The following is a 16,853-nucleotide window of genomic DNA, read 5'->3' on the forward strand; positions in this document are numbered from 1 at the left end:
CTCGCGGTAATATCAGCTCATGGACGTGAATCTCGACGACACTGACTGGGCGATCATCGAGCAGCTCCAGCAGGAGGCCCGGATCTCCCTCAGTGAACTGGGGCGTCGCGTCAGCCTCAGCCCGTCCGCCACGACCGAGCGGGTCCGGAATCTGGAGTCGCTGGGCGTCATCACCGGCTATCACGCCACCGTGGACCTGGCCAAGGTGGGCTACCCCGTGCTCGCCGTCGTCCGTCTGAAGTACCCGGGCAACCGCCACCAGCCGCTGCACCACCTCCTCGCGGAGCGCCGCGAGATCCTGGAGTGCCTGCGCACCACCGGCGACGACTGCTACACGCTGAAGGTCGCCGCTGTCTCGATGGAGCACCTGGAGAAGCTGGTGGACGAACTGGCGGGCCTCGGCAGTACGACTACCAGCGTCGTCTACAGCCGGACACTGCCCCAACGCGGACCCCACCGGCCCTGATCCGGCCCCACCCGCCCGGCGGAGACCGACACCCCGGCGGTTCACTGCGCCCCTCCAACCGGGGTCGCGGCGAGGTCCGGCGCGGTGCGCAGGACGGGCGCCCGGCCCCGCCGGGCGGCTGCCGCCCGAGAGATCGGTTCGTGACGAGCCCTGGACCGACGGCTCGACGCGGTTTACCCGGCGCTACCGCGTGGTGAAGGCGCCTCCGTTGACGTGGATGGTCTGTCCGGTGACGTGCCGGGCTCCCGGCGAGGCCAGGAAGTGGGCGGTCTGGGCGATGTCGTCGACCGTGCCCGGCCGCTTGTCGTGCGTCTCCGCGACCAGTGCGCGATGACGTTCCTCGCTCAGCTGGCCACGGAAGAAGTTGGTCCCTGCGATGTAGCCCGCGGAAATGACGTTGCAGCTCACACCCTTGGGTGCGAGTTCGCCGGACAACGAGGCATTCCAGGCAGCCAGAGCGGCCTTGGCCGCGCCGTAGGAGCCGCCCCGGCGCTCGGCGCCGATCGAGCCGATGCTGATGACGGAGCTTGCGCTGGTGAGCTTGTCCTGAACTGCGGCTGTGGTCAGCACGGCGGTCAGCAGATTCTGCGCCAGGTTGGCCTGCCACTGCGAGAGCAGTCCGTCCAGGGCCGACGGGTCACCGGACGGCGCCTCGGGCAGGCCCCCAGCGGCATTGACCAGGACGTCCAGGCCGCCGATCCGTTCGGCAAGCGCCGCGACCTGGCCGGGGTCGGCCGCATCACAGACGATTCCGTGAACCCCCATCTCTTCGGCGGCGAGCTCAACGGTCGCGGTGTGACGTCCCGTGATGCAGACCTTCGCCTCGTCGGCAGCGAACCGGGCAGCGATCGCACGGCCGATGCCGCTGGTACCTCCGGTGATGAGCACAGTGCGGGTCAAGTCTCCTCCTTGTCGAATGCTACGTTTAGATCTAAACATACTCGACGATGGCGAGGACCCACTCCGTGACCGACGGCCGCTCTCCGAGTCCCCAACCTGGTCATTCCGCCGCAGAGATCGCTGCCGCGTGGCAACGGGAACGGCCTGGGACCCCCACTGAATCCATCGAGATCGTCACGCCCATCTGGTGGCTGGCCAAGCTCTTCTCGGACGATCGCGGCAAGGTGCTGCGCGACGCAGGGATCGACGCGGCCACCCTCGACCTCCTCTCCGTCATCCGCCGCTCCGGTCCGCCCTACGCCCTCAGCACGCGCGAACTTGCCCGGCGGACGCTGGTCACTGCCGGTGCGATCTCCCAGCGCGTTGCCCGGGCCGAACGTGAAGGTCTCGTCGAGCGAACAGCCGGGCCGGCAGGCAGCCGCACGGTCATGGTGGCGCTCGCAGCCGAAGGTCATGCGCTCATCGAGCGGTCCGTCGATGCCGTACTCGGTCGCGAAGCCACACTCGTCGGCGGTCTCTCGCCGGACGAACGCCTCTTGCTCACCGCGTTGCTGGACAAACTGACGGCAGACGTCCGAGCGCGCATCGCCGACACCTCGGGCTGAGCCGAACAAATCCACCCCGCAAAGAGACGCTGCCCAGCGAATCACCCACGCCGCCTTCACGGAACCGCCGCCAGAACCTCGAACTCGGCCAGAGCCCGGCCGACTTGGCCACCCAGCAGGTGAAGAACCAACGGCGCGCACCGGCGGCGGGTACTACAGGGCGGGGCGGATGATCAGGATGACGACGCCGCCGGGCTCGTTTGCCGGGTTGCTGAGCCGGTGTTCGCGGTCGGCGGGCATATAGGCCCTGTCGCCGCTCCGCAACGTGATCGGCTCGCCGGAGCCGCTGCCGATCGTCACGACCCCGGCCGTCACGTGCAGGATCCGGTGGTGCCGGGACCGTGCGGGGCGAAACGGGCGGTGCTCGTCCGGGCAGGGAAGTGTGTAGTGGATGAGCTCGGCTGCGGCGGTGGGACGGGCGATCAGGGTCCGCACCACCTCATTCGGGATGAGGCCGCCGATCAGCTCGATGCCGTGCAGTACGCGGTCGTGCGCTAGGGCGTCCACCTGCCGGAACACCCGAATCGTCACTCACGCCAGGCCAGTGACCTGTGGCTTCACGATGCGCGCCGCTCAATGGTTGTGGATGTTCAGATCGGGGCTGTGTGGGGTGCCGTGCCGGTGAGCGTGTCTATGACGGCTTGGAGTGTGCGGTCGGCGGCGGTGGGGAGGACAAGATCCGCCGCGGTGAAGTCCGAGTGGGCGGCGAAGGGGTTCGGGACGGCGACGCAGGCAAGTCCTGCGGCTCGGGCTGCGGCGGCCCCGTGGGGTGTGTCCTCGACTGCGATGGCCTGTGCCGGGCGGAGCCCGAGGCGGTCGAGAGCGAGCAGGTAGACATCGGGAGCCGGCTTGGGAGCAGCGACTTCGTTCCCGAACGCCAGGGCGGTGAATGCGTCGAGGCGGTCAACTCGGGCCAGCATGCCGGTTACCCACGCCGCGGGTGAACTGCTGGCGACCGCACACTGCAAACCTGCATCGCGGGCCTGTGCCAGCCAGGCGTCTATGCCGTCCCGAAGGCCCAGCCCGTTGTGCAGCTCGTCGCGGTAGGCGAGCCGGCGGGCGTGGCTGGCCTCGTAATCGAAGCCGGGACCGACGGCCTCCGCGAGCTGGCGATACCGCTCAGCGGTGATGTCGCCGCCGTGATCCGCGAAGAAGGTGGCTGGGTCCAGCTCCAGCCCGTGCTGTCTCCATTCGTACTGCCAGCACGCCAAGAGCGTGGTCTCGGTGTCCATGAGCAGGCCGTCAAAGTCGAATACGATCGCTTTAATCTGCACCGGCAAAGCCAATCATGTAAGCCGGCCCCGGACCGCCCGGCAGACGTCGAAACACTCAACCCTGCTCGCCTGGGCCGCGATCACACTCTTGACCAGGCGCATCCCCCGCCGGCCCTCCCACAAGAGCACACAGCCCGTCTCCCGCGAGGCCGACCGGGACTGATCGTCCTCACGTTCACGGTCGGCAACCCCACCCTGACCGGCACCAGCTCTCCCATGGCACCGCCGGCTTCGGCCCCCCTCTTGCTCCGGCAGGATGAACACATGCTCATCGTGATCGGCGGACTGCCCGGCACCGGCAAGACCACTCTCGCGCGACTGCTGGCCGCACGCATCGGCGCAGTCCACCTGCGCATCGACACCATCGAACAGGCCATCGTCCGCTCCGGCCTGGCACAGCACCCCGTCGGACCGGCCGGCTACGTCATCGGATACGCCCTCGCCGAAGAACACCTCCGGCAAGGGCTGACCGTGATCGCGGAATCCGTGAACCCCCTGGCAATCACCCGCGACAGCTGGAAAAACGTGGGGCCCAAGGCGGCCGTCCCCGTCGTCGAAGTGGAAGTCATCTGCTCAGACCCGGACGAGCACCGAGACCGCGTGACCACACGATCGATCGACATCCCCGATCTACCACTGCCCGACTGGCAGCAGGTCCTCAACCGCGACTACGAGCCCTGGGACCGGGAGCACATCGTCGTCGACACAGCCGGCCAGAACCCGCAGGAGTCGCTCGCCTTGCTCCTCGGCCACCTTGCTCACCCCGACGGACGCTAATCCGAGTCAACGAAGGCTCACGAACCGCGCCATGTCATGTCGGCCTCAGGAGCAGATACTCAGGCAGTGAAGCCGTTGACCGCGTTGGCGATGTCGTCCCCGGTCGGTGGCTGCTGCATGTCGTTGAGCAGTCGCGCCAAGGCGGGCAGGGCAGTCTCCTGGTCGGCGAGGGTCACGGTCACGCAGTCCCGGTCCGGTATGAGGACCATGGCAGCCCGGTAGCCGTCCGTCGAGATACATCTGGACCGAAGGGCCCCGGGAACCATCCCAACCCATAGGCGATGGGGTCGTCGCCCCGGGTACGAGGACGACGGATCTCCCCCAGGAGAGTCCGGTCGGCAACCAGACCCTCGCCGACCGCCAGGAGATCCGACACCGACGACCACAGACCCGCGCTGGGCCGACGGGTGCGCGGACAGCCGAGCAGACCGATCACATCGCCCCCGGGACGACGCACCCGCAGCCAGAGCGAGAACCCCCACCCGGATGCACGCCCCGATTACACCAAACCGTCCACCGGAGACTGCCTGCAGGTCGCGGTGCCGCCCTTTCCCATGCCGGGTTCTGCGCATCGTCACGCACCGTCCTCGCGGACCTGCCCGGCCTCCTGGATGCCGCTGCGCGCACCCGCCGCGGGTACTACAGGGCGGGGCGGATGATCAGGATGACGATGGTGCTGGGCTCGTGTGCCGGGTTGCTGAGCTGGTGTTCGCGGTCGGCGGGCATATGGGCCGTGTCGCCGCTCTGCAACGTGATCGGTTCGTCGGGGCCGCTGCTGATCGTCACGGCCCCGGCGGTCACGTGCAGGATCTCGGTGGTGCCGGGACCGTGCGGAGCGAAACGGGCGGTGCTCGTCTTGGCCGGAAGGGTGTAGCGGATGAGCTCGGCTGCGGCGGTGGGGCGGGCGATCAGGGTCCGCACCACCCCGCTGTCCTGATCGGTGAACGTCTGCGCGTCGCCCGCCCGCTGCACGGACACCTCCTGCCGCGCCTGCAGGAGGGCGTCGACCGTGGTCCCCAGGCTGGTCGCGATGGCGACCGCGTTGGCCAGGGAGGTGTTCAGCCCACTGCGCTCGATCCGCGAGAGCGTGCCGATGGACACCCCGCAGGCCGCAGCGAGCTGCTCCAGTGTGATCCCTGCCTCGGCCCGGCGGGCCCGCATCGCGATGCCGAACTGGCTGACCTGCCCCGATGCCATGACGATGGCTCCTTCCACAATCCCGGATTTCAGGATACGAAAAAAACTTTGTATATGCTGCCGACATGTTGTTCCTTTTCGCGCTCCTGCCGATCCTGCTCGTGATCGCCGCGCTGCTGCTGCGCCAGTCCTCGACGCGTGCCGCCCTCGCCGGTGTCGGTGCGGGCGCGGTGGTCGGGGTGGTCTGGTTCGGATTCGACGGCGGTGAGGCGTGGTCGGTGCTCACGCAGTGGTGGCCGATCCTCCTTGAGGTGCTGCTGATCATCTGCGGCGGGATCGCGTTCGCCGAGGCGAGCCGCCGCACCGGCGCGCAGGAGGTCCTGGCGCGATGGCTGCGCGAGAACCTCGGCACGGGTGTCGTGCCGGTCCTCGCGATTGTGCACGGCGTGACGCCGCTGGCCGAGTCGCTCACCGGGTTCGGGATCGGCATGGCCATCGGCGTGCCGCTGCTGTACGGGCTGGGCATCGGCGGCCACAAGGCGGCCACGACCGGGCTGCTGGGGTTGTGCATCGTTCCCTGGGGATCGATGGGCCCGGGCACCCTGATCGCTTCCCACCTGGCCGGTGTCGGCTTCGACGCGCTGGGGGCGGCCTCCGCCGCGATCAGCCTGGCCGTGTTCGCGGGCACGGGGATCGCCGCCGCGCTCATCGTCGCCGGCCCCGGCGAGAGGCTGCGCGGCGTGCTGTTCGCGACCGGCTCGGCCCTCGTGCTGTGGGGCGGCGTGTGGGGCGCGAACCTCCTGTTCGGCACCGCGCCGGCCGGCGCGGTCGGCGCGGCCGTGGTCCTGGTGTTGCATCTGGTGCTGCGCCGGGCCCGCGGCAACCGGATCACCCTGTCCGCCGAGGTGCGCCGGGCCGGCGCCGCGCACGTCGTCCTCCTCGGCGGCGTCCTGAGCGTCGCGATCACCGTCCGCGCCCTCGGCCTGGCCTCCAGCGGCTGGCACTACCTGGCCTCCCCGGCGCTCTGGCTGGCCGTCGCGACCCTCACCGCGCTGCGCCACCACGGCGGCGAGCGCCGCGCCACCGTCCGCGCCGCCGCCCGGTCCTGGATACCCGTCGGACCGGCGACCGGCTTGTTCGTGCTCCTCGGGGCCGTGATGTCGGTCTCGGGCATGTCCGCGCAGATCGCTTCCACCCTGACCCATCTCGGCTCCGGCTACCTCGCCCTGACCCCGGTCCTCGGCGGACTGGGCGGATTCCTCGCCGGCTCCAACAGCGGGGCGAACGCGATGTTCGCCGCACCCCAAGCCGCCGCGGCCACCACCCTGGGCGCCCCGGTCCTCGCCGTCACGGCGATGCAGAACGTCTCCGGCTCGATGCTCATCATGGCCTCCCCCGCCCGGGTCGAGTTCGCCACCCGCCTGTGCGACGACGCCCCCGACAAGACCCCGGTCCTGCGGACCGTTCTGGCCATCGACACCGCGATCGTCGCGGTCCTCGCGCTCCTCAGTGTGCTGTTCATACCGACCGGGTGACCCGGGCCGGTCCAGGGCCGGGAGTGCGCCCGGATCGGGCGCGGACCGCGCCGGCCACCGCGCTCGGCCAGGAGCGGGGTCGCCCTCCCGGTGCAGTCGGACCCTGCGCGCGGGCGCACGCCGTGCCTGGCTGAGCAGGTGGTTGTGATCGTTGCGAGGGTGTTGGTGAGGTGCCGGGGAGGATGGCGCGCATGACTCACGACGGTAAGAGGGTCGGTCCCGGCGGGGCTGGGTTCCTGGTGGTCGTGGCCGCCGTGATCGTCCGGGAGGGGCGCCTGCTGGTCGTGAGCAAGAGGGCGGCTCCCGACGTGTTCTATCTGCCGGGCGGGAAGCCTGAGGCGGGCGAGGAGCCGCTGGACACGCTGATCCGTGAGCTGGATGAGGAGTTGGGGATTTGTCCGCTGAGTCCGAGGTTCCTGGCGGTTGTTGAAGCACCAGCGGCTCTTGAGGGCGTGCCGATGAGGATGACGGTCTTCGCGGCGGGCATGAGCCAGGAGCCTCGGCCGGCGGCTGAACTGGCGGCTCTGCGGTGGATTCCTGGTGGTGAACCGGACGTGCGGCTGGCTCCGGCAGTACGGGATCACATCCTGCCGCTGCTGCGACGCAACGGCATGATCACCCGCCGCACATGACGGCCCCTTCGACAGCGATGGCGTTGCCGTCCGCGGCCTCCGCCGTGCCGCCCGCGTGCTGCGGGATCCGGGCGTGCGGCGGGGAACCCGCGCAGGGCGGCGAGTTCGCGGGCCGCCGGGAAGGGGGCGCGGGAAACCGGCCCGTAGCCAGTGGCGGATGTCGTCGCCGCTCACCGCCGCGCCCTGACGGGTGCCGTCGTTGCCCCGGTGGCGGACCGGCGCCCGGCCGGTGCGGGCGACGTGCCGCCGGAACACGGCGCGGACCCTCCGCATCGAGCGTTCCGGGGCGCGCGAGGGGCCGCCACCGGGAGCCCGCCCAGAACCCGCCCAGAACCCGCCCCGAATCGGCCCCGGCGCACCCGGCGCACCGATGGCCGGCGGTGATCAACAGCACACGTACTGGCCGGTAGTGCGGGCCTAGAGTGAGCCCGAATGGCGCCGCCGGGCACCGGTGGCAGCCCTGTTCCGTGAACCGACCAGGGAGACTGCATGCGCTCTCCGAAGGACTTCTTCCGACCGCTGGCCGTCGGGGCGCCGACCCCCGTACACGAGGTACCGTTCCGGCCGTCCCGGATGATCCACTTCTTCGACCCGGGCAACGAGAAGATGGCCGCGAAGGTGCCGGCCATCGCGCCCACCGTGGACGTGCTGCTGGGCAACCTGGAGGACGCGGTCGCCGCCGACCGCAAGGAAGCGGCCAGGTCGGGCCTGGTGAAGATCGCCAAAGCCACGGACTTCGGCGACACCCAGCTGTGGACCCGGATCAACAGCCTGGACTCGCCGTGGGTGCTGGACGACCTGCTGACCCTGGTCACCGAGATCGGCGACAAGCTGGACGTCATCATGGTGCCGAAGGTGGAGGGCGTCGAAGACATCCACTACGTCGACCGGCTGCTCGCCCAGCTGGAGGCGAAGGCGCAGATCCGGCGGCCGATCCTGGTGCACGCCATCCTGGAGACCGCGACCGGCGTCGCCAATGTCGAGGAGATCGCCGGCGCCAGCCCCCGGATGCAGGGCATTTCGCTCGGCCCCGCCGATCTGGCCGCCAGCCGCCGGATGAAGACCACCCGGGTCGGCGGCGAACATCCCGGCTATCTGGTCCGCGAGGACCCGCACGGCGCGGACGGCGCTGCCCCGCGGGCCACCTTCCAGCAGGACCTGTGGCACTACACCCTGGCGCGCATGGTCGACGCCTGCGCGGCGCACGGCATCCTGCCGTACTACGGGCCGTTCGGCGACATCAAGGACACCACGGCCTGCGAGGACCAGTTCCGCAACGCCTTTCTGCTCGGCTGTGTCGGCGCCTGGAGCCTGCACCCGGTGCAGATCGCCGTCGCCAAGAAGGTCTTCTCGCCCGCCCCCGCCGACGTCGCCTGGGCCCGCAAGGTCATCGACGCCATGGGCGACGGCACCGGCGCGGTGATGATCGACGGCAAGATGCAGGACGACGCGACGTACAAGCAGTGCCAGGTGGTCGCCGAGCTCGCGCAGGCCCTCGCCGCCCGCGACCCCGAACTGCGGGACGCCTACACGGCGGCCGAGTTCCGGCAGAACAAGGAGTAACACCAGTGTCCGAGGCAATCCTGCGACCGCGCCGCTCCGTGCTCTACATGCCCGGCGCCAACGAACGCGCCCTGGAGAAAGCCAAGTCCCTGCCCGTCGATGCGCTCATCCTCGACCTGGAGGACGCCGTCGCCCCCGACGCGAAGACCGAGGCCCGCAAACGGGTGGCCGCCGCCGCGGCCTCGGGACAGTACGGCTTCCGTGAGCTGACGATCCGGGTCAACGCACCTGGCACGGCCTGGCACGACGACGACCTGCGGGCTGCTGCCGAGGCCGGTCCGGACGCGGTGGTCGTGCCCAAGGTGGAATCCGCCGACACCGTGCGCGCCGTCGAGCGTGCGCTGGAGGCCGCCGGCGCCCCGGACCGTACGGCCATCTGGGCCATGGTCGAGACGCCGCGCGCGATGCTGGACGCCCGTGCGGTGGCCGCCGCGAGCGAGCGGCTCACCGTCCTGGTGATGGGCGTCAACGACCTCGCCAAGGAACTGCACGCCGAGCACGTCCCCGGCCGGGCTCCGCTACTGACCGGGCTGTCGCTGGCACTGCTGGCGGCGCGGGAGAGCGGCAAGGTGATCCTGGACGGCGTCTACAACGATGTGCAGGACATCGAGGGCTTCGAGGCCGAGTGCGTGCAGGGACGGCAGTTCGGCTTCGACGGGAAGACGCTCATCCACCCCTCCCAGATCGCCCCGTGCAACCAGGTGTTCGCCCCGTCCCCAGAACTGGTCGCCCGCGCCCAGCGGATCATCGACGCGTTCGAGGCAGCCACTCGCGAACGCCGCGGAGTAGTCACCGTCGACGGCCGGCTGATCGAGAACCTGCATGTCGAGGACGCCCGCCGGATCCTCGCCCTCGCGGCGGCAGTCGCCGCTCGCCCATAACCTCCCGCACCTGATCCGACGCGGGCACGGCTCCGGTCATGCGGCCACCCCACCTCATACGCGACGTAACCGACGCCGCGTACGTGCCCCCAGCATCACAGTCCTGCATCCACAGGCCGAGCATCACGCCAGTGAATCCCACAACACGCAGCTGACCGTTGTGCAATTCGCCGGCGGCATCGCCCGACCGCACCGTGGCGTCCAGTTCGAGCGGGAGGAACTCGGTGCCCGCTCCGCCAACCCCCGCAGATGTACCGTCGGGCCACGACGGACCTCAGACAGCGTTCCCGCGTTCGTCGAGTTCGGGAAACCACACGGCCTGGCGCAGATTGACACGGTGACCGTCGGCAGTCAGCGGGCACCTCTCGTCGTGCAGGGCAGCGAGAGCCTCCTCCAGGTGATGGGACGGGGGCGAGCCGGCAGCGTTCACCACTCGCCACCACGGAATGACGTTCCCCTCGTCGTCGATGACCGGTGATCTGGCCAGAACCTGCCCCACTTGCCGGGGTCCGCCGCGGTGCAGGCTTTCTGCGACGATCTCCGCGATCAGCCCGTACGTCATGGCACGGCCCGCGGGAATCTGGCAGACAATTGCGAGAACCGCACTCTCGTACTCCGCGGCTGATACAAGCCTGGACTCGCCGTAAGAAGCGGGCTGATGCTGGTGATGCGGGTTCATATTCTCGCCTTTTGGCCACCGTGCGGACAAAGTCATAGTCGACGCTTCGATGGGGCTGTCGTCGTGCAGTTCACTACCGGCGAGTGGGTTGACGCCGTAGACCGTGGTGAGGATGCAGGTTCCGCCCCACCCGGTGCACAGTGTGTCATATACACACGTCACGAGACCGATCCGGGCCGCGCCGTGACCACACCGGCGAGCGCCCTTCAACCGCCGGACTGTCATCACCGCCCCGAGGATGATGACAGCCCATCACTTTCCCTCGCGGCGGCGGACGTTCTGTGCCCAAGTCCGCTCCGCCGACGGCCGGTTGAAGGATGCAGGCGCGTGGCCGTCAGGACCGGCAGGTGACGTCGCGGACCGGGAGACGACCGGTGATCAGATACGAGTTGACGGTGCGGGTGACACAGAGAGGGGCATCGGGCATGCCGTAGACGACATGGCCGCGGCCGTCACGGATGGAGACCAGACGCGAACCGTGAAGGGCATGGTGCATGGCCAGGCCCTCGGACAGGGGGGTCTGGGAGTCCCACTGGTTCTGCACCACGAGGGCGCCGACCCGGTTGTCGACACGGGTCACCGGTTCAGAGCCCTTCGGCCAGAACGCGCACGGCGTGATGTTGGCGGTGAAGTCCCCGTAGAGGGGGTGGCGAGCCTTGGCCCGGCGTGCGTCCTGCCGGTAGCGGGCCGGGTCGCGGGGCCAGGACACGGAGTTGTCGCCGCACATGACGGCCAGATTGAGGGCGATGGCGTTGTCGTCCGCGGGATCCGCCTTGCCGCCGGACGTTGCGGAAACGGCGTGCGTGGTGGGGGAATTGCGCAGGTCGGCGAGTTCACGGGCAGCCTGGTAGGGCGCGTTGGAGAAGTCCGCGCGCAGCCAGTCGCGGATGCCGTCACCTGTCACGACGGAGCCCTGGTGGGTCTCGTCGCTTCCCCGGTAGCGGATCGGCGTCCGCTCGGCACGGGCGACCTGCCGCCAGAAGACGGCGCGGACCTTCGCCGACGTGTCGCCGAGGTGATAGATGCCGTTGCGGCGGGCGACGAGCCGACTCCAGTTCCGGAACGCGGATTCGGCTCCGGAGGCCATGGCCTGGTTCGTGTGGCGCCCGAAACGGTTGGGGTCGACGGCGCTGTCGAGCACCATGCGGTCACTGCGGTGCGGGAAGAGCTGGGTGTAGACGGCACCGAGGTAGGTGCCGTAGGACCAGCCGAGGTAGGAGATCTTCTTCTCGCCCAGGACTCCGCGGATGACGTCCATGTCCCGGGCGGTATTGCGGGTGGTGATGTACGGCAGCCGGGCGCGCTCGCGGGCGACGCACCGGGCGGCCGTGTCCCGGGCCCGGATGGTGTCCTTCGCGAAGGTGGCCGGCCGGTACGGGCGCAGGGCGGGGCTCGCCTCGTCCTGAGTGAGACCGCACTGCAAGGGGCTGCTGGCGCCAAGACCACGCGGGTCGAAGCCGACCAGGTCGTACCGGTCCCTCACGCTCTTGGCCAAAGCGTCCTTCATGGTTATCGGGTCGTCCAGGGCAAGGTCTCCCGGGCCGCCCGGATTGGACAGCAGGACGCCGTGACGCTTGCCCGGGACGCTGGTGCGCAACCGCGAGACCTTCAGAGTCAAGGTGCGGCCGTCGGGGTGCGCGTAGTCGAGGGGCACAGTGACGGTGGCGCACTGGTAGGCCGCGGGGTAACGGTCGGGGCTTCCGCAGCGGTGCCAAGCCGGGTGCTGATCGTAGTAGCGGGCGAGGACCGAGGGGCGATCGGAGGCCGCCGCGGTCAGTGCTCCCTGAGCCACGGGTACGCACAGGGTGGCGAGCAGGGCAGCCGCCGCGAGAGCGGCCTTGTGTACGGGGCGCATGGACGACGTCTTTCAGGAGGGAGCCGGTGACGAGGTCCACTCTTCGCGCACCGCACCGGACGCGCCTCGGCCGAAAGGTCATCAACTAGCCCGGGCCCTACCTGGGTTCTCAGTCATTCGGCCAGACCTCGCCCAGCCGGGCTCCTCGCGCCGCAGACACTCCTCGACACCATGATCGTCGTGGACAACGGACACGCTCGAACCCTGTCCATAACTTGGGCTCGTAGCGCCAGTTCGCCCCGACCGGGAGGGTCGGGACGAACTCGGCGAGGGCTACGTCGACGGGGAAGTCCACACGATCAGACTCCGGCCCCCGCGACGGTCGCGCATGCGGACGGGTACTACCGGAGCAGAGGGATCGCCGCCTTCACGAGCAGCGTGTGCGGCGTGTCCTGAGCGGCCAGCGCGGCACCCTAGGCGATCGCGACGTGCTCGATGGTCTTCAGGGCAGCACAGGATGCGGGCCTGGCGCTACTCAAGACCCGTGAGCGCAGAGCCTGATGCGGTGTCGCTGGAGGTCGACTTCCGCAACCCGCACCGTGATCTGGTCGCCCTCGCTCACGGGCCGGTCCTGGCTTTCGACTGGTGAGCCGGTCATCTCGGAGACGTGCAGAAGTCCCTCGATGCCGGGGGCGAGTCGCACGAACACGCCGAACGGGACGATCTTCGTGACAGTCCCGTTGAGGACATGGCCTGTCTGATCAGCGAACCGCACGAGGGGGTCTTCCAGGAGAGCCTTCAAGGAGATCGTGACCTGGCCATCGCGCGTCTCCGACATGATCACCTCACCGGTGATCCGCTGGCCGACCTCAGCTGCTTCCGAGGGGTGATTGATCCGGTCCCACGTCAGGTCGGGCACGCGGATGAACCCGGTGCAGAGCCCGTGGGGCTCGCCGTCGAGATGAACGAAGACCCCGAAGTTGTGAACTCCCGACACGGTCCCGGAAACGATCTGTCCAGGCTGAATGGCCACCAGGAAAGCGCGTAGCTCGGGGTTCTCGCAGGCACGGGCCGAGAGGTTCAGCTGCCCCCGCCAGCGTCCGATCTCCTCGGCTTCGATCTGCCGGCCGACCGTGAAGATCTCGGACGGGTGGTCGGTGCGACGGATCGACACCTCATGCCGGGGAATGCGTCCGACTTCGCGGTCCTCCTCGTCCGACTCCCCAAGGAGAACAAGGACGTCCGCTCCGTCGAACCCTGCGACCGTCACGCTCCTCACGGAACCCGGCCGGAGCTTGTTGATCAGATACTGCAGACGAGGATCGGGGACGGACGCGGCCATGGGCGGAGCCTAACTTCCGCACGGGCCCTCCACGACGGGTTTCCACCGGCCATCCCGCGACCCGGCACTGCAGAGAGCGATGATCGTACGACTCGCAGGCGGGCGCACTCCCCTCGCAATCCGTCGCGCTCCGTCACAACAGGTCGGTGCGGCGCGTGGGACACCATCACATCACCTGTTCGCACGCTTGTGCGATTTCAAATAGTGTGGATATCTGGAGAGGTCACAGGTCCGGGAGAGACAGGCGAGGAACGGAGGTGGGCAGCATGGATTTACTCATCTGCATGTGGCCTCCGGGTACTCCGCCCGGTACGGCGCCTCCCTCCCCGGGGACCTCGTGCAGCGTGCCGCCGAGCGCGGGATGACGACGCTCGCGCTGACCGACCGGGACACCGCCGCAGGCGCGGTCCGCTTCGCCAAGGCCGCCGCAGCTGCCGGCATCCGGCCAGTCCTCGGTGTCGACGTCGCCGTCGCCCCCATCGCCCCGCCCGCCCCGGCAGCCGGCCGGCCGCGTACGCCGGTGCGCGGTGGCGCCCACGTGGTGGAGCCGCCGCTGCGGGTCACCCTGCTCGCGCGGTCCGCGGCCGGGTGGGCGCGGCTGTGCCGCCTGGTGTCCGCCGCGCACGCCGCAGCCGGCGGCGCACCGCCGGTCGTGTCGTGGCCGGTGCTGCGTGAGTACGCCGGCCAGGACCTGGTGGTGCTGCTGGGGCCTGCCTCCGAGCCGGTGCGTGCACTGTCGTCCGGCCGCCCCGACATCGCCGAGCAGCTGCTCGCGCCGTGGCGGGAGCTGGCAGGGGAGGAACTGCGGCTGGAGGCGGTGCGGCTGGGGCGGCAGGGTACGGGGGCGGGGTCGCTGCGGCTGGCCGCGCGGACCGTGGGCCTGGGCGACCAGCTCGGCGTGCGCACGGTGGTGTCGAACGCGGTCCGCTACGCCGACCCGGGCCAGCACCGGGTCGCCGATGTCCTCGATGCGGCGCGGCTGCTGCGGCCCGTCGACCGCCGGAGCCTGGACGGCGGCGAGCGCTGGCTGAAGGGTCCGGCCGCCATGGCGGCGGTGGCCGACCGGATCGCGCAGTCCGTCGGCGCCGGTAGGAAAAGAGCCGCCGCCCTGCTGGGCGAGACCGGGGCGACCGCGCAGTCCTGCGTCCTGGCCCCGGCCGATCTGGGGCTGGGGCGCCCGCACTTTCCCGAGCCGTCCGTCGTGGGCGCCGGCCCCGAGCCCGGTTCGGCCCTTGAACTGCTGCGTCGGCGCTGCGAGACGGGCATGGCCGCCCGCGGCCTGGACAGGGACGAACGCGCTGTTCGGCAGCTCGACTACGAGCTGGGGGTGATCGGGCGCCTCCAGTTCCAGGGGTACTTCCTGGCGGTGGCGCAGGTCGTGGCCGATGTGCGGGCGATGGGCATCCGGGTCGCCGCACGCGGCTCGGGCGCCGGATCCATGGTCAACCACAGCCTCTTCGTCGCCACCGCGAACCCGCTGGAGCACCACCTGCTGTTCGAGCGGTTCCTGTCCGAGCGCCGTACCTCGCTGCCCGACATCGACCTGGACGTGGAGTCCGCCCGCCGCCTGGAGGTCTACGACAGGATCATCGAACGGTTCGGGCGGGAGCGCGTCGCGGTCACCGGCATGCCCGAGACCTACCGGGCCCGCCATGCCTTGCGCGACGCCGGCCTCGCACTCGGGCTGGCTCCCCGGGTCGTGGACGAGATCGCGAAGTCGTTCCCGCACATCCGCGCCCGCGACATCCGAGGCGCCCTGGCCGAACTCCCGGAACTGCGCCAACTCGCTGCCAGGAAAGGTGAGTTCGGGCCGCTGTGGGAGCTGGCCGAGGGGCTGGACGCGCTGCCTCGCGGCTACGCCATGCACCCGTGCGGTGTGATCCTCTCGAACGCGTCGCTGCTGGACCGGGTGCCGGTGCAGCCGACCCCGGCCGGCTACCCGATGGTGCAGGCCGACAAGGAGGACGTCGAGCTCGGAGGCTTCGGGCTGCTCAAGCTCGATGTGCTCGGGATGCGGATGCAGTCGGCGATGGCGCACGCCGTCGCCGAGATCCGCCGTACGACCGGCCGCCAGCTCGATCTCGACAACCCCGACCACGTCGACCTCAACGACGCAGCCTCTTTCGACCTGATCCGGCGCTCCGACACGGTGGGCCTGTTCCAGCTCGAAAGCCCTGGCCAGCAGGATCTCGTGGGGCGGCTGCAACCGAGGCACCTGCAGGACGTCATCGCCGACATCTCCCTGTTCCGTCCGGGACCCGTGTCCGGGGGCATGCCCGCGCTCTTCATCGCGGCCCGGCACGGTGCCGCGCCCCGCTACCCGCACCCGGACCTGGAGGCGATCCTCTGCGACACGTACGGGGTGGTGATCTGGCACGAGCAGATCATCGCGATCCTCGCCCGGATGACCGGCTGCGACCGTGCTGCCGGCGACGTCGCCCGCCGCGCCCTGGCCGATCCCGGCAGGCTGCCCGGGGTGGAGGCGTGGTTCCGCCGCACGGCCGGGGCACGCGGCTACACCACGGCAGTGCTGGACGAGGTGTGGGAGACCGTCGCCGCTTTCGGTGCGTACGGCTTCTGCCGCGCCCATGCGGTCGCCTTCGCCGTCCCCGCCCTGCAGTCCGCGTATCTGAAGGCCCATCACCCCGCCGCCCTGTATGCGGGGCTGCTGGAGCACGATCCGGGCATGTGGCCGCGTCGGGTCATCGTCGCCGACGCCCGCCGCCACGGCGTACCCGTACTGAACGTCGACGCCAACCGCTCCCGCCCGCAGCACAGCGTCGAACAGACCGCTCAGGGACTGGGCGTGCGGCTCGCCTTCTCCACGGTCAAAGGCATCAGCGAGCAGGAGACCGCCCGCCTCGCGGCCGGCCAGCCCTACACCTCGCTCCAGGACCTGTGGCAGCGGGCCCGCCCGTCGCTGCCGACCGCGCAACGGCTCATCCGGATCGGCGCCCTCGACCCGCTCACCGCAGACCTGACCCGCAGGGATCTGCTGCTGCAGGCCACCGAGTTGCACCGGCACTCCCGCAACCGTGCCGCCACCGACGGGCAACTCCCCCTCGGCGGCGAACTCGTCACCGCCCACCCCAGCGGCCTGCCCGAGATGACCAGCCGCGACAAACTCGGCGCCGAGCTGGACACACTGTCGATCGACGTCACCCAGCACCTGTTCTCCCGGTACTTCTGGACGCTCTCAGTGTTGGGTGGCCCCGAAGGGGCCTCCCAACACCAGGTAGGAACCGCCTCGTTACCTCTGACAGTTGT

General features: G+C 70.0%; 16 protein-coding genes. 8 read left to right on the forward strand and 8 right to left on the reverse strand.

Going from position 1 to position 16,853, the window contains the following annotated elements; translation table 11 throughout:
* Positions 1-19 precede the first annotated feature (19 nt).
* Positions 20-466, forward strand: coding sequence for an Lrp/AsnC family transcriptional regulator (locus ACIQPR_RS48105; RefSeq protein ID WP_403663848.1), 447 nt, complete (start codon positions 20-22; stop codon positions 464-466).
* A gap of 183 nt (positions 467-649) precedes the next feature.
* On the opposite strand, the gene ACIQPR_RS48110 is transcribed toward ACIQPR_RS48105, so the two are convergent.
* Positions 650-1,366: an SDR family NAD(P)-dependent oxidoreductase gene (locus ACIQPR_RS48110; protein ID WP_403663851.1), complete on the reverse strand. Its 717-nt coding sequence runs from the start codon at positions 1,364-1,366 to the stop codon at positions 650-652.
* A gap of 47 nt (positions 1,367-1,413) precedes the next feature.
* Here ACIQPR_RS48110 and ACIQPR_RS48115 point away from each other — a divergent pair, with 47 nt between their 5' ends.
* Complete coding sequence (locus ACIQPR_RS48115) at positions 1,414-1,971, forward strand: MarR family winged helix-turn-helix transcriptional regulator (protein ID WP_403663854.1); 558 nt, start codon at positions 1,414-1,416, stop codon at positions 1,969-1,971.
* Positions 1,972-2,124: 153 nt separating this feature from the next.
* Here ACIQPR_RS48115 and ACIQPR_RS48120 read toward each other — a convergent pair whose 3' ends face one another.
* Positions 2,125-2,502: a cupin domain-containing protein gene (locus tag ACIQPR_RS48120; protein ID WP_403663857.1), complete on the reverse strand. Its 378-nt coding sequence runs from the start codon at positions 2,500-2,502 to the stop codon at positions 2,125-2,127.
* Between the two features lie 59 nt (positions 2,503-2,561).
* Positions 2,562-3,245 carry an HAD family hydrolase gene (locus ACIQPR_RS48125; RefSeq protein ID WP_403663892.1) on the reverse strand — a complete coding sequence of 228 codons (684 nt, stop codon included), beginning with the start codon at positions 3,243-3,245 and terminating at the stop codon, positions 2,562-2,564.
* 264 nt (positions 3,246-3,509) lie between these two features.
* On the opposite strand from ACIQPR_RS48125, the gene ACIQPR_RS48130 reads away from it, so the two are divergent.
* Complete coding sequence (locus ACIQPR_RS48130) at positions 3,510-4,022, forward strand: AAA family ATPase (protein WP_403663860.1); 513 nt, start codon at positions 3,510-3,512, stop codon at positions 4,020-4,022.
* A 59-nt stretch (positions 4,023-4,081) separates the two neighbouring features.
* Here ACIQPR_RS48130 and ACIQPR_RS48135 read toward each other — a convergent pair whose 3' ends face one another.
* Together ACIQPR_RS48135 and ACIQPR_RS48140 are read right to left on the reverse strand one after the other, a co-directional pair.
* On the reverse strand, positions 4,082-4,231 hold the full coding sequence (locus ACIQPR_RS48135) for a hypothetical protein (protein WP_403663863.1): 150 nt from the start codon (positions 4,229-4,231) through the stop codon (positions 4,082-4,084).
* 430 nt (positions 4,232-4,661) lie between these two features.
* Positions 4,662-5,219, reverse strand: a complete 558-nt coding sequence (locus tag ACIQPR_RS48140; protein WP_403663866.1) for a helix-turn-helix domain-containing protein — start codon at positions 5,217-5,219, stop codon at positions 4,662-4,664.
* Positions 5,220-5,284: 65 nt separating this feature from the next.
* On the opposite strand from ACIQPR_RS48140, the gene ACIQPR_RS48145 reads away from it, so the two are divergent.
* The 4 genes from ACIQPR_RS48145 to ACIQPR_RS48160 all read left to right on the forward strand — a co-directional run bounded on the left by ACIQPR_RS48145 (position 5,285) and on the right by ACIQPR_RS48160 (position 9,770).
* A complete protein-coding gene (locus tag ACIQPR_RS48145; protein WP_403663869.1) occupies positions 5,285-6,694 on the forward strand; it encodes an L-lactate permease in 1,410 nt (469 codons plus the stop codon).
* Positions 6,695-6,939: 245 nt separating this feature from the next.
* On the forward strand, positions 6,940-7,326 hold the full coding sequence (locus ACIQPR_RS48150; RefSeq protein ID WP_403663872.1) for an NUDIX domain-containing protein: 387 nt from the start codon (positions 6,940-6,942) through the stop codon (positions 7,324-7,326).
* Between the two features lie 489 nt (positions 7,327-7,815).
* Entirely contained in the window at positions 7,816-8,889 is a 1,074-nt protein-coding gene (locus ACIQPR_RS48155) for an HpcH/HpaI aldolase/citrate lyase family protein (protein ID WP_403663875.1), read from the forward strand.
* Positions 8,890-8,894: 5 nt separating this feature from the next.
* Entirely contained in the window at positions 8,895-9,770 is an 876-nt protein-coding gene (locus tag ACIQPR_RS48160; RefSeq protein WP_403663878.1) for an HpcH/HpaI aldolase/citrate lyase family protein, read from the forward strand.
* Positions 9,771-10,044: 274 nt separating this feature from the next.
* Here ACIQPR_RS48160 and ACIQPR_RS48165 read toward each other — a convergent pair whose 3' ends face one another.
* The 3 genes from ACIQPR_RS48165 to ACIQPR_RS48175 all read right to left on the reverse strand — a co-directional run bounded on the left by ACIQPR_RS48165 (position 10,045) and on the right by ACIQPR_RS48175 (position 13,586).
* Positions 10,045-10,674 carry an MGMT family protein gene (locus ACIQPR_RS48165; protein WP_403663895.1) on the reverse strand — a complete coding sequence of 210 codons (630 nt, stop codon included), beginning with the start codon at positions 10,672-10,674 and terminating at the stop codon, positions 10,045-10,047.
* A 109-nt stretch (positions 10,675-10,783) separates the two neighbouring features.
* Positions 10,784-12,304, reverse strand: coding sequence for an alpha/beta hydrolase (locus ACIQPR_RS48170; protein WP_403663880.1), 1,521 nt, complete (start codon positions 12,302-12,304; stop codon positions 10,784-10,786).
* Between the two features lie 475 nt (positions 12,305-12,779).
* Positions 12,780-13,586: a S1 RNA-binding domain-containing protein gene (locus ACIQPR_RS48175; protein WP_403663883.1), complete on the reverse strand. Its 807-nt coding sequence runs from the start codon at positions 13,584-13,586 to the stop codon at positions 12,780-12,782.
* Positions 13,587-13,872: 286 nt separating this feature from the next.
* On the opposite strand from ACIQPR_RS48175, the gene dnaE reads away from it, so the two are divergent.
* A partial coding sequence (dnaE, locus tag ACIQPR_RS48180; RefSeq protein ID WP_403663886.1) for a DNA polymerase III subunit alpha occupies positions 13,873-16,853 on the forward strand: 2,981 nt, incomplete at its 3' end.

The organism is Streptomyces sp. NPDC091280 (assembly GCF_044768565.1).
Classification (GTDB): Bacteria; Actinomycetota; Actinomycetes; order Streptomycetales; family Streptomycetaceae; genus Streptomyces.

Coding starts and splice junctions, on each gene's coding strand:
- ACIQPR_RS48140 (WP_403663866.1), bottom strand. CDS start 5,219: ATGGCATCGGGGCAGGTCAGCCAGTTCGGCATCGCGATGCGGGCCCGC.
- ACIQPR_RS48135 (WP_403663863.1), bottom strand. CDS start 4,231: ATGGTCCTCATACCGGACCGGGACTGCGTGACCGTGACCCTCGCCGAC.
- ACIQPR_RS48145 (WP_403663869.1), top strand. CDS start 5,285: ATGTTGTTCCTTTTCGCGCTCCTGCCGATCCTGCTCGTGATCGCCGCG.
- ACIQPR_RS48130 (WP_403663860.1), top strand. CDS start 3,510: ATGCTCATCGTGATCGGCGGACTGCCCGGCACCGGCAAGACCACTCTC.
- ACIQPR_RS48170 (WP_403663880.1), bottom strand. CDS start 12,304: ATGCGCCCCGTACACAAGGCCGCTCTCGCGGCGGCTGCCCTGCTCGCC.
- ACIQPR_RS48105 (WP_403663848.1), top strand. CDS start 20: ATGGACGTGAATCTCGACGACACTGACTGGGCGATCATCGAGCAGCTC.
- ACIQPR_RS48175 (WP_403663883.1), bottom strand. CDS start 13,586: ATGGCCGCGTCCGTCCCCGATCCTCGTCTGCAGTATCTGATCAACAAG.
- ACIQPR_RS48115 (WP_403663854.1), top strand. CDS start 1,414: ATGGCGAGGACCCACTCCGTGACCGACGGCCGCTCTCCGAGTCCCCAA.
- ACIQPR_RS48165 (WP_403663895.1), bottom strand. CDS start 10,674: ATGACAGTCCGGCGGTTGAAGGGCGCTCGCCGGTGTGGTCACGGCGCG.
- ACIQPR_RS48155 (WP_403663875.1), top strand. CDS start 7,816: ATGCGCTCTCCGAAGGACTTCTTCCGACCGCTGGCCGTCGGGGCGCCG.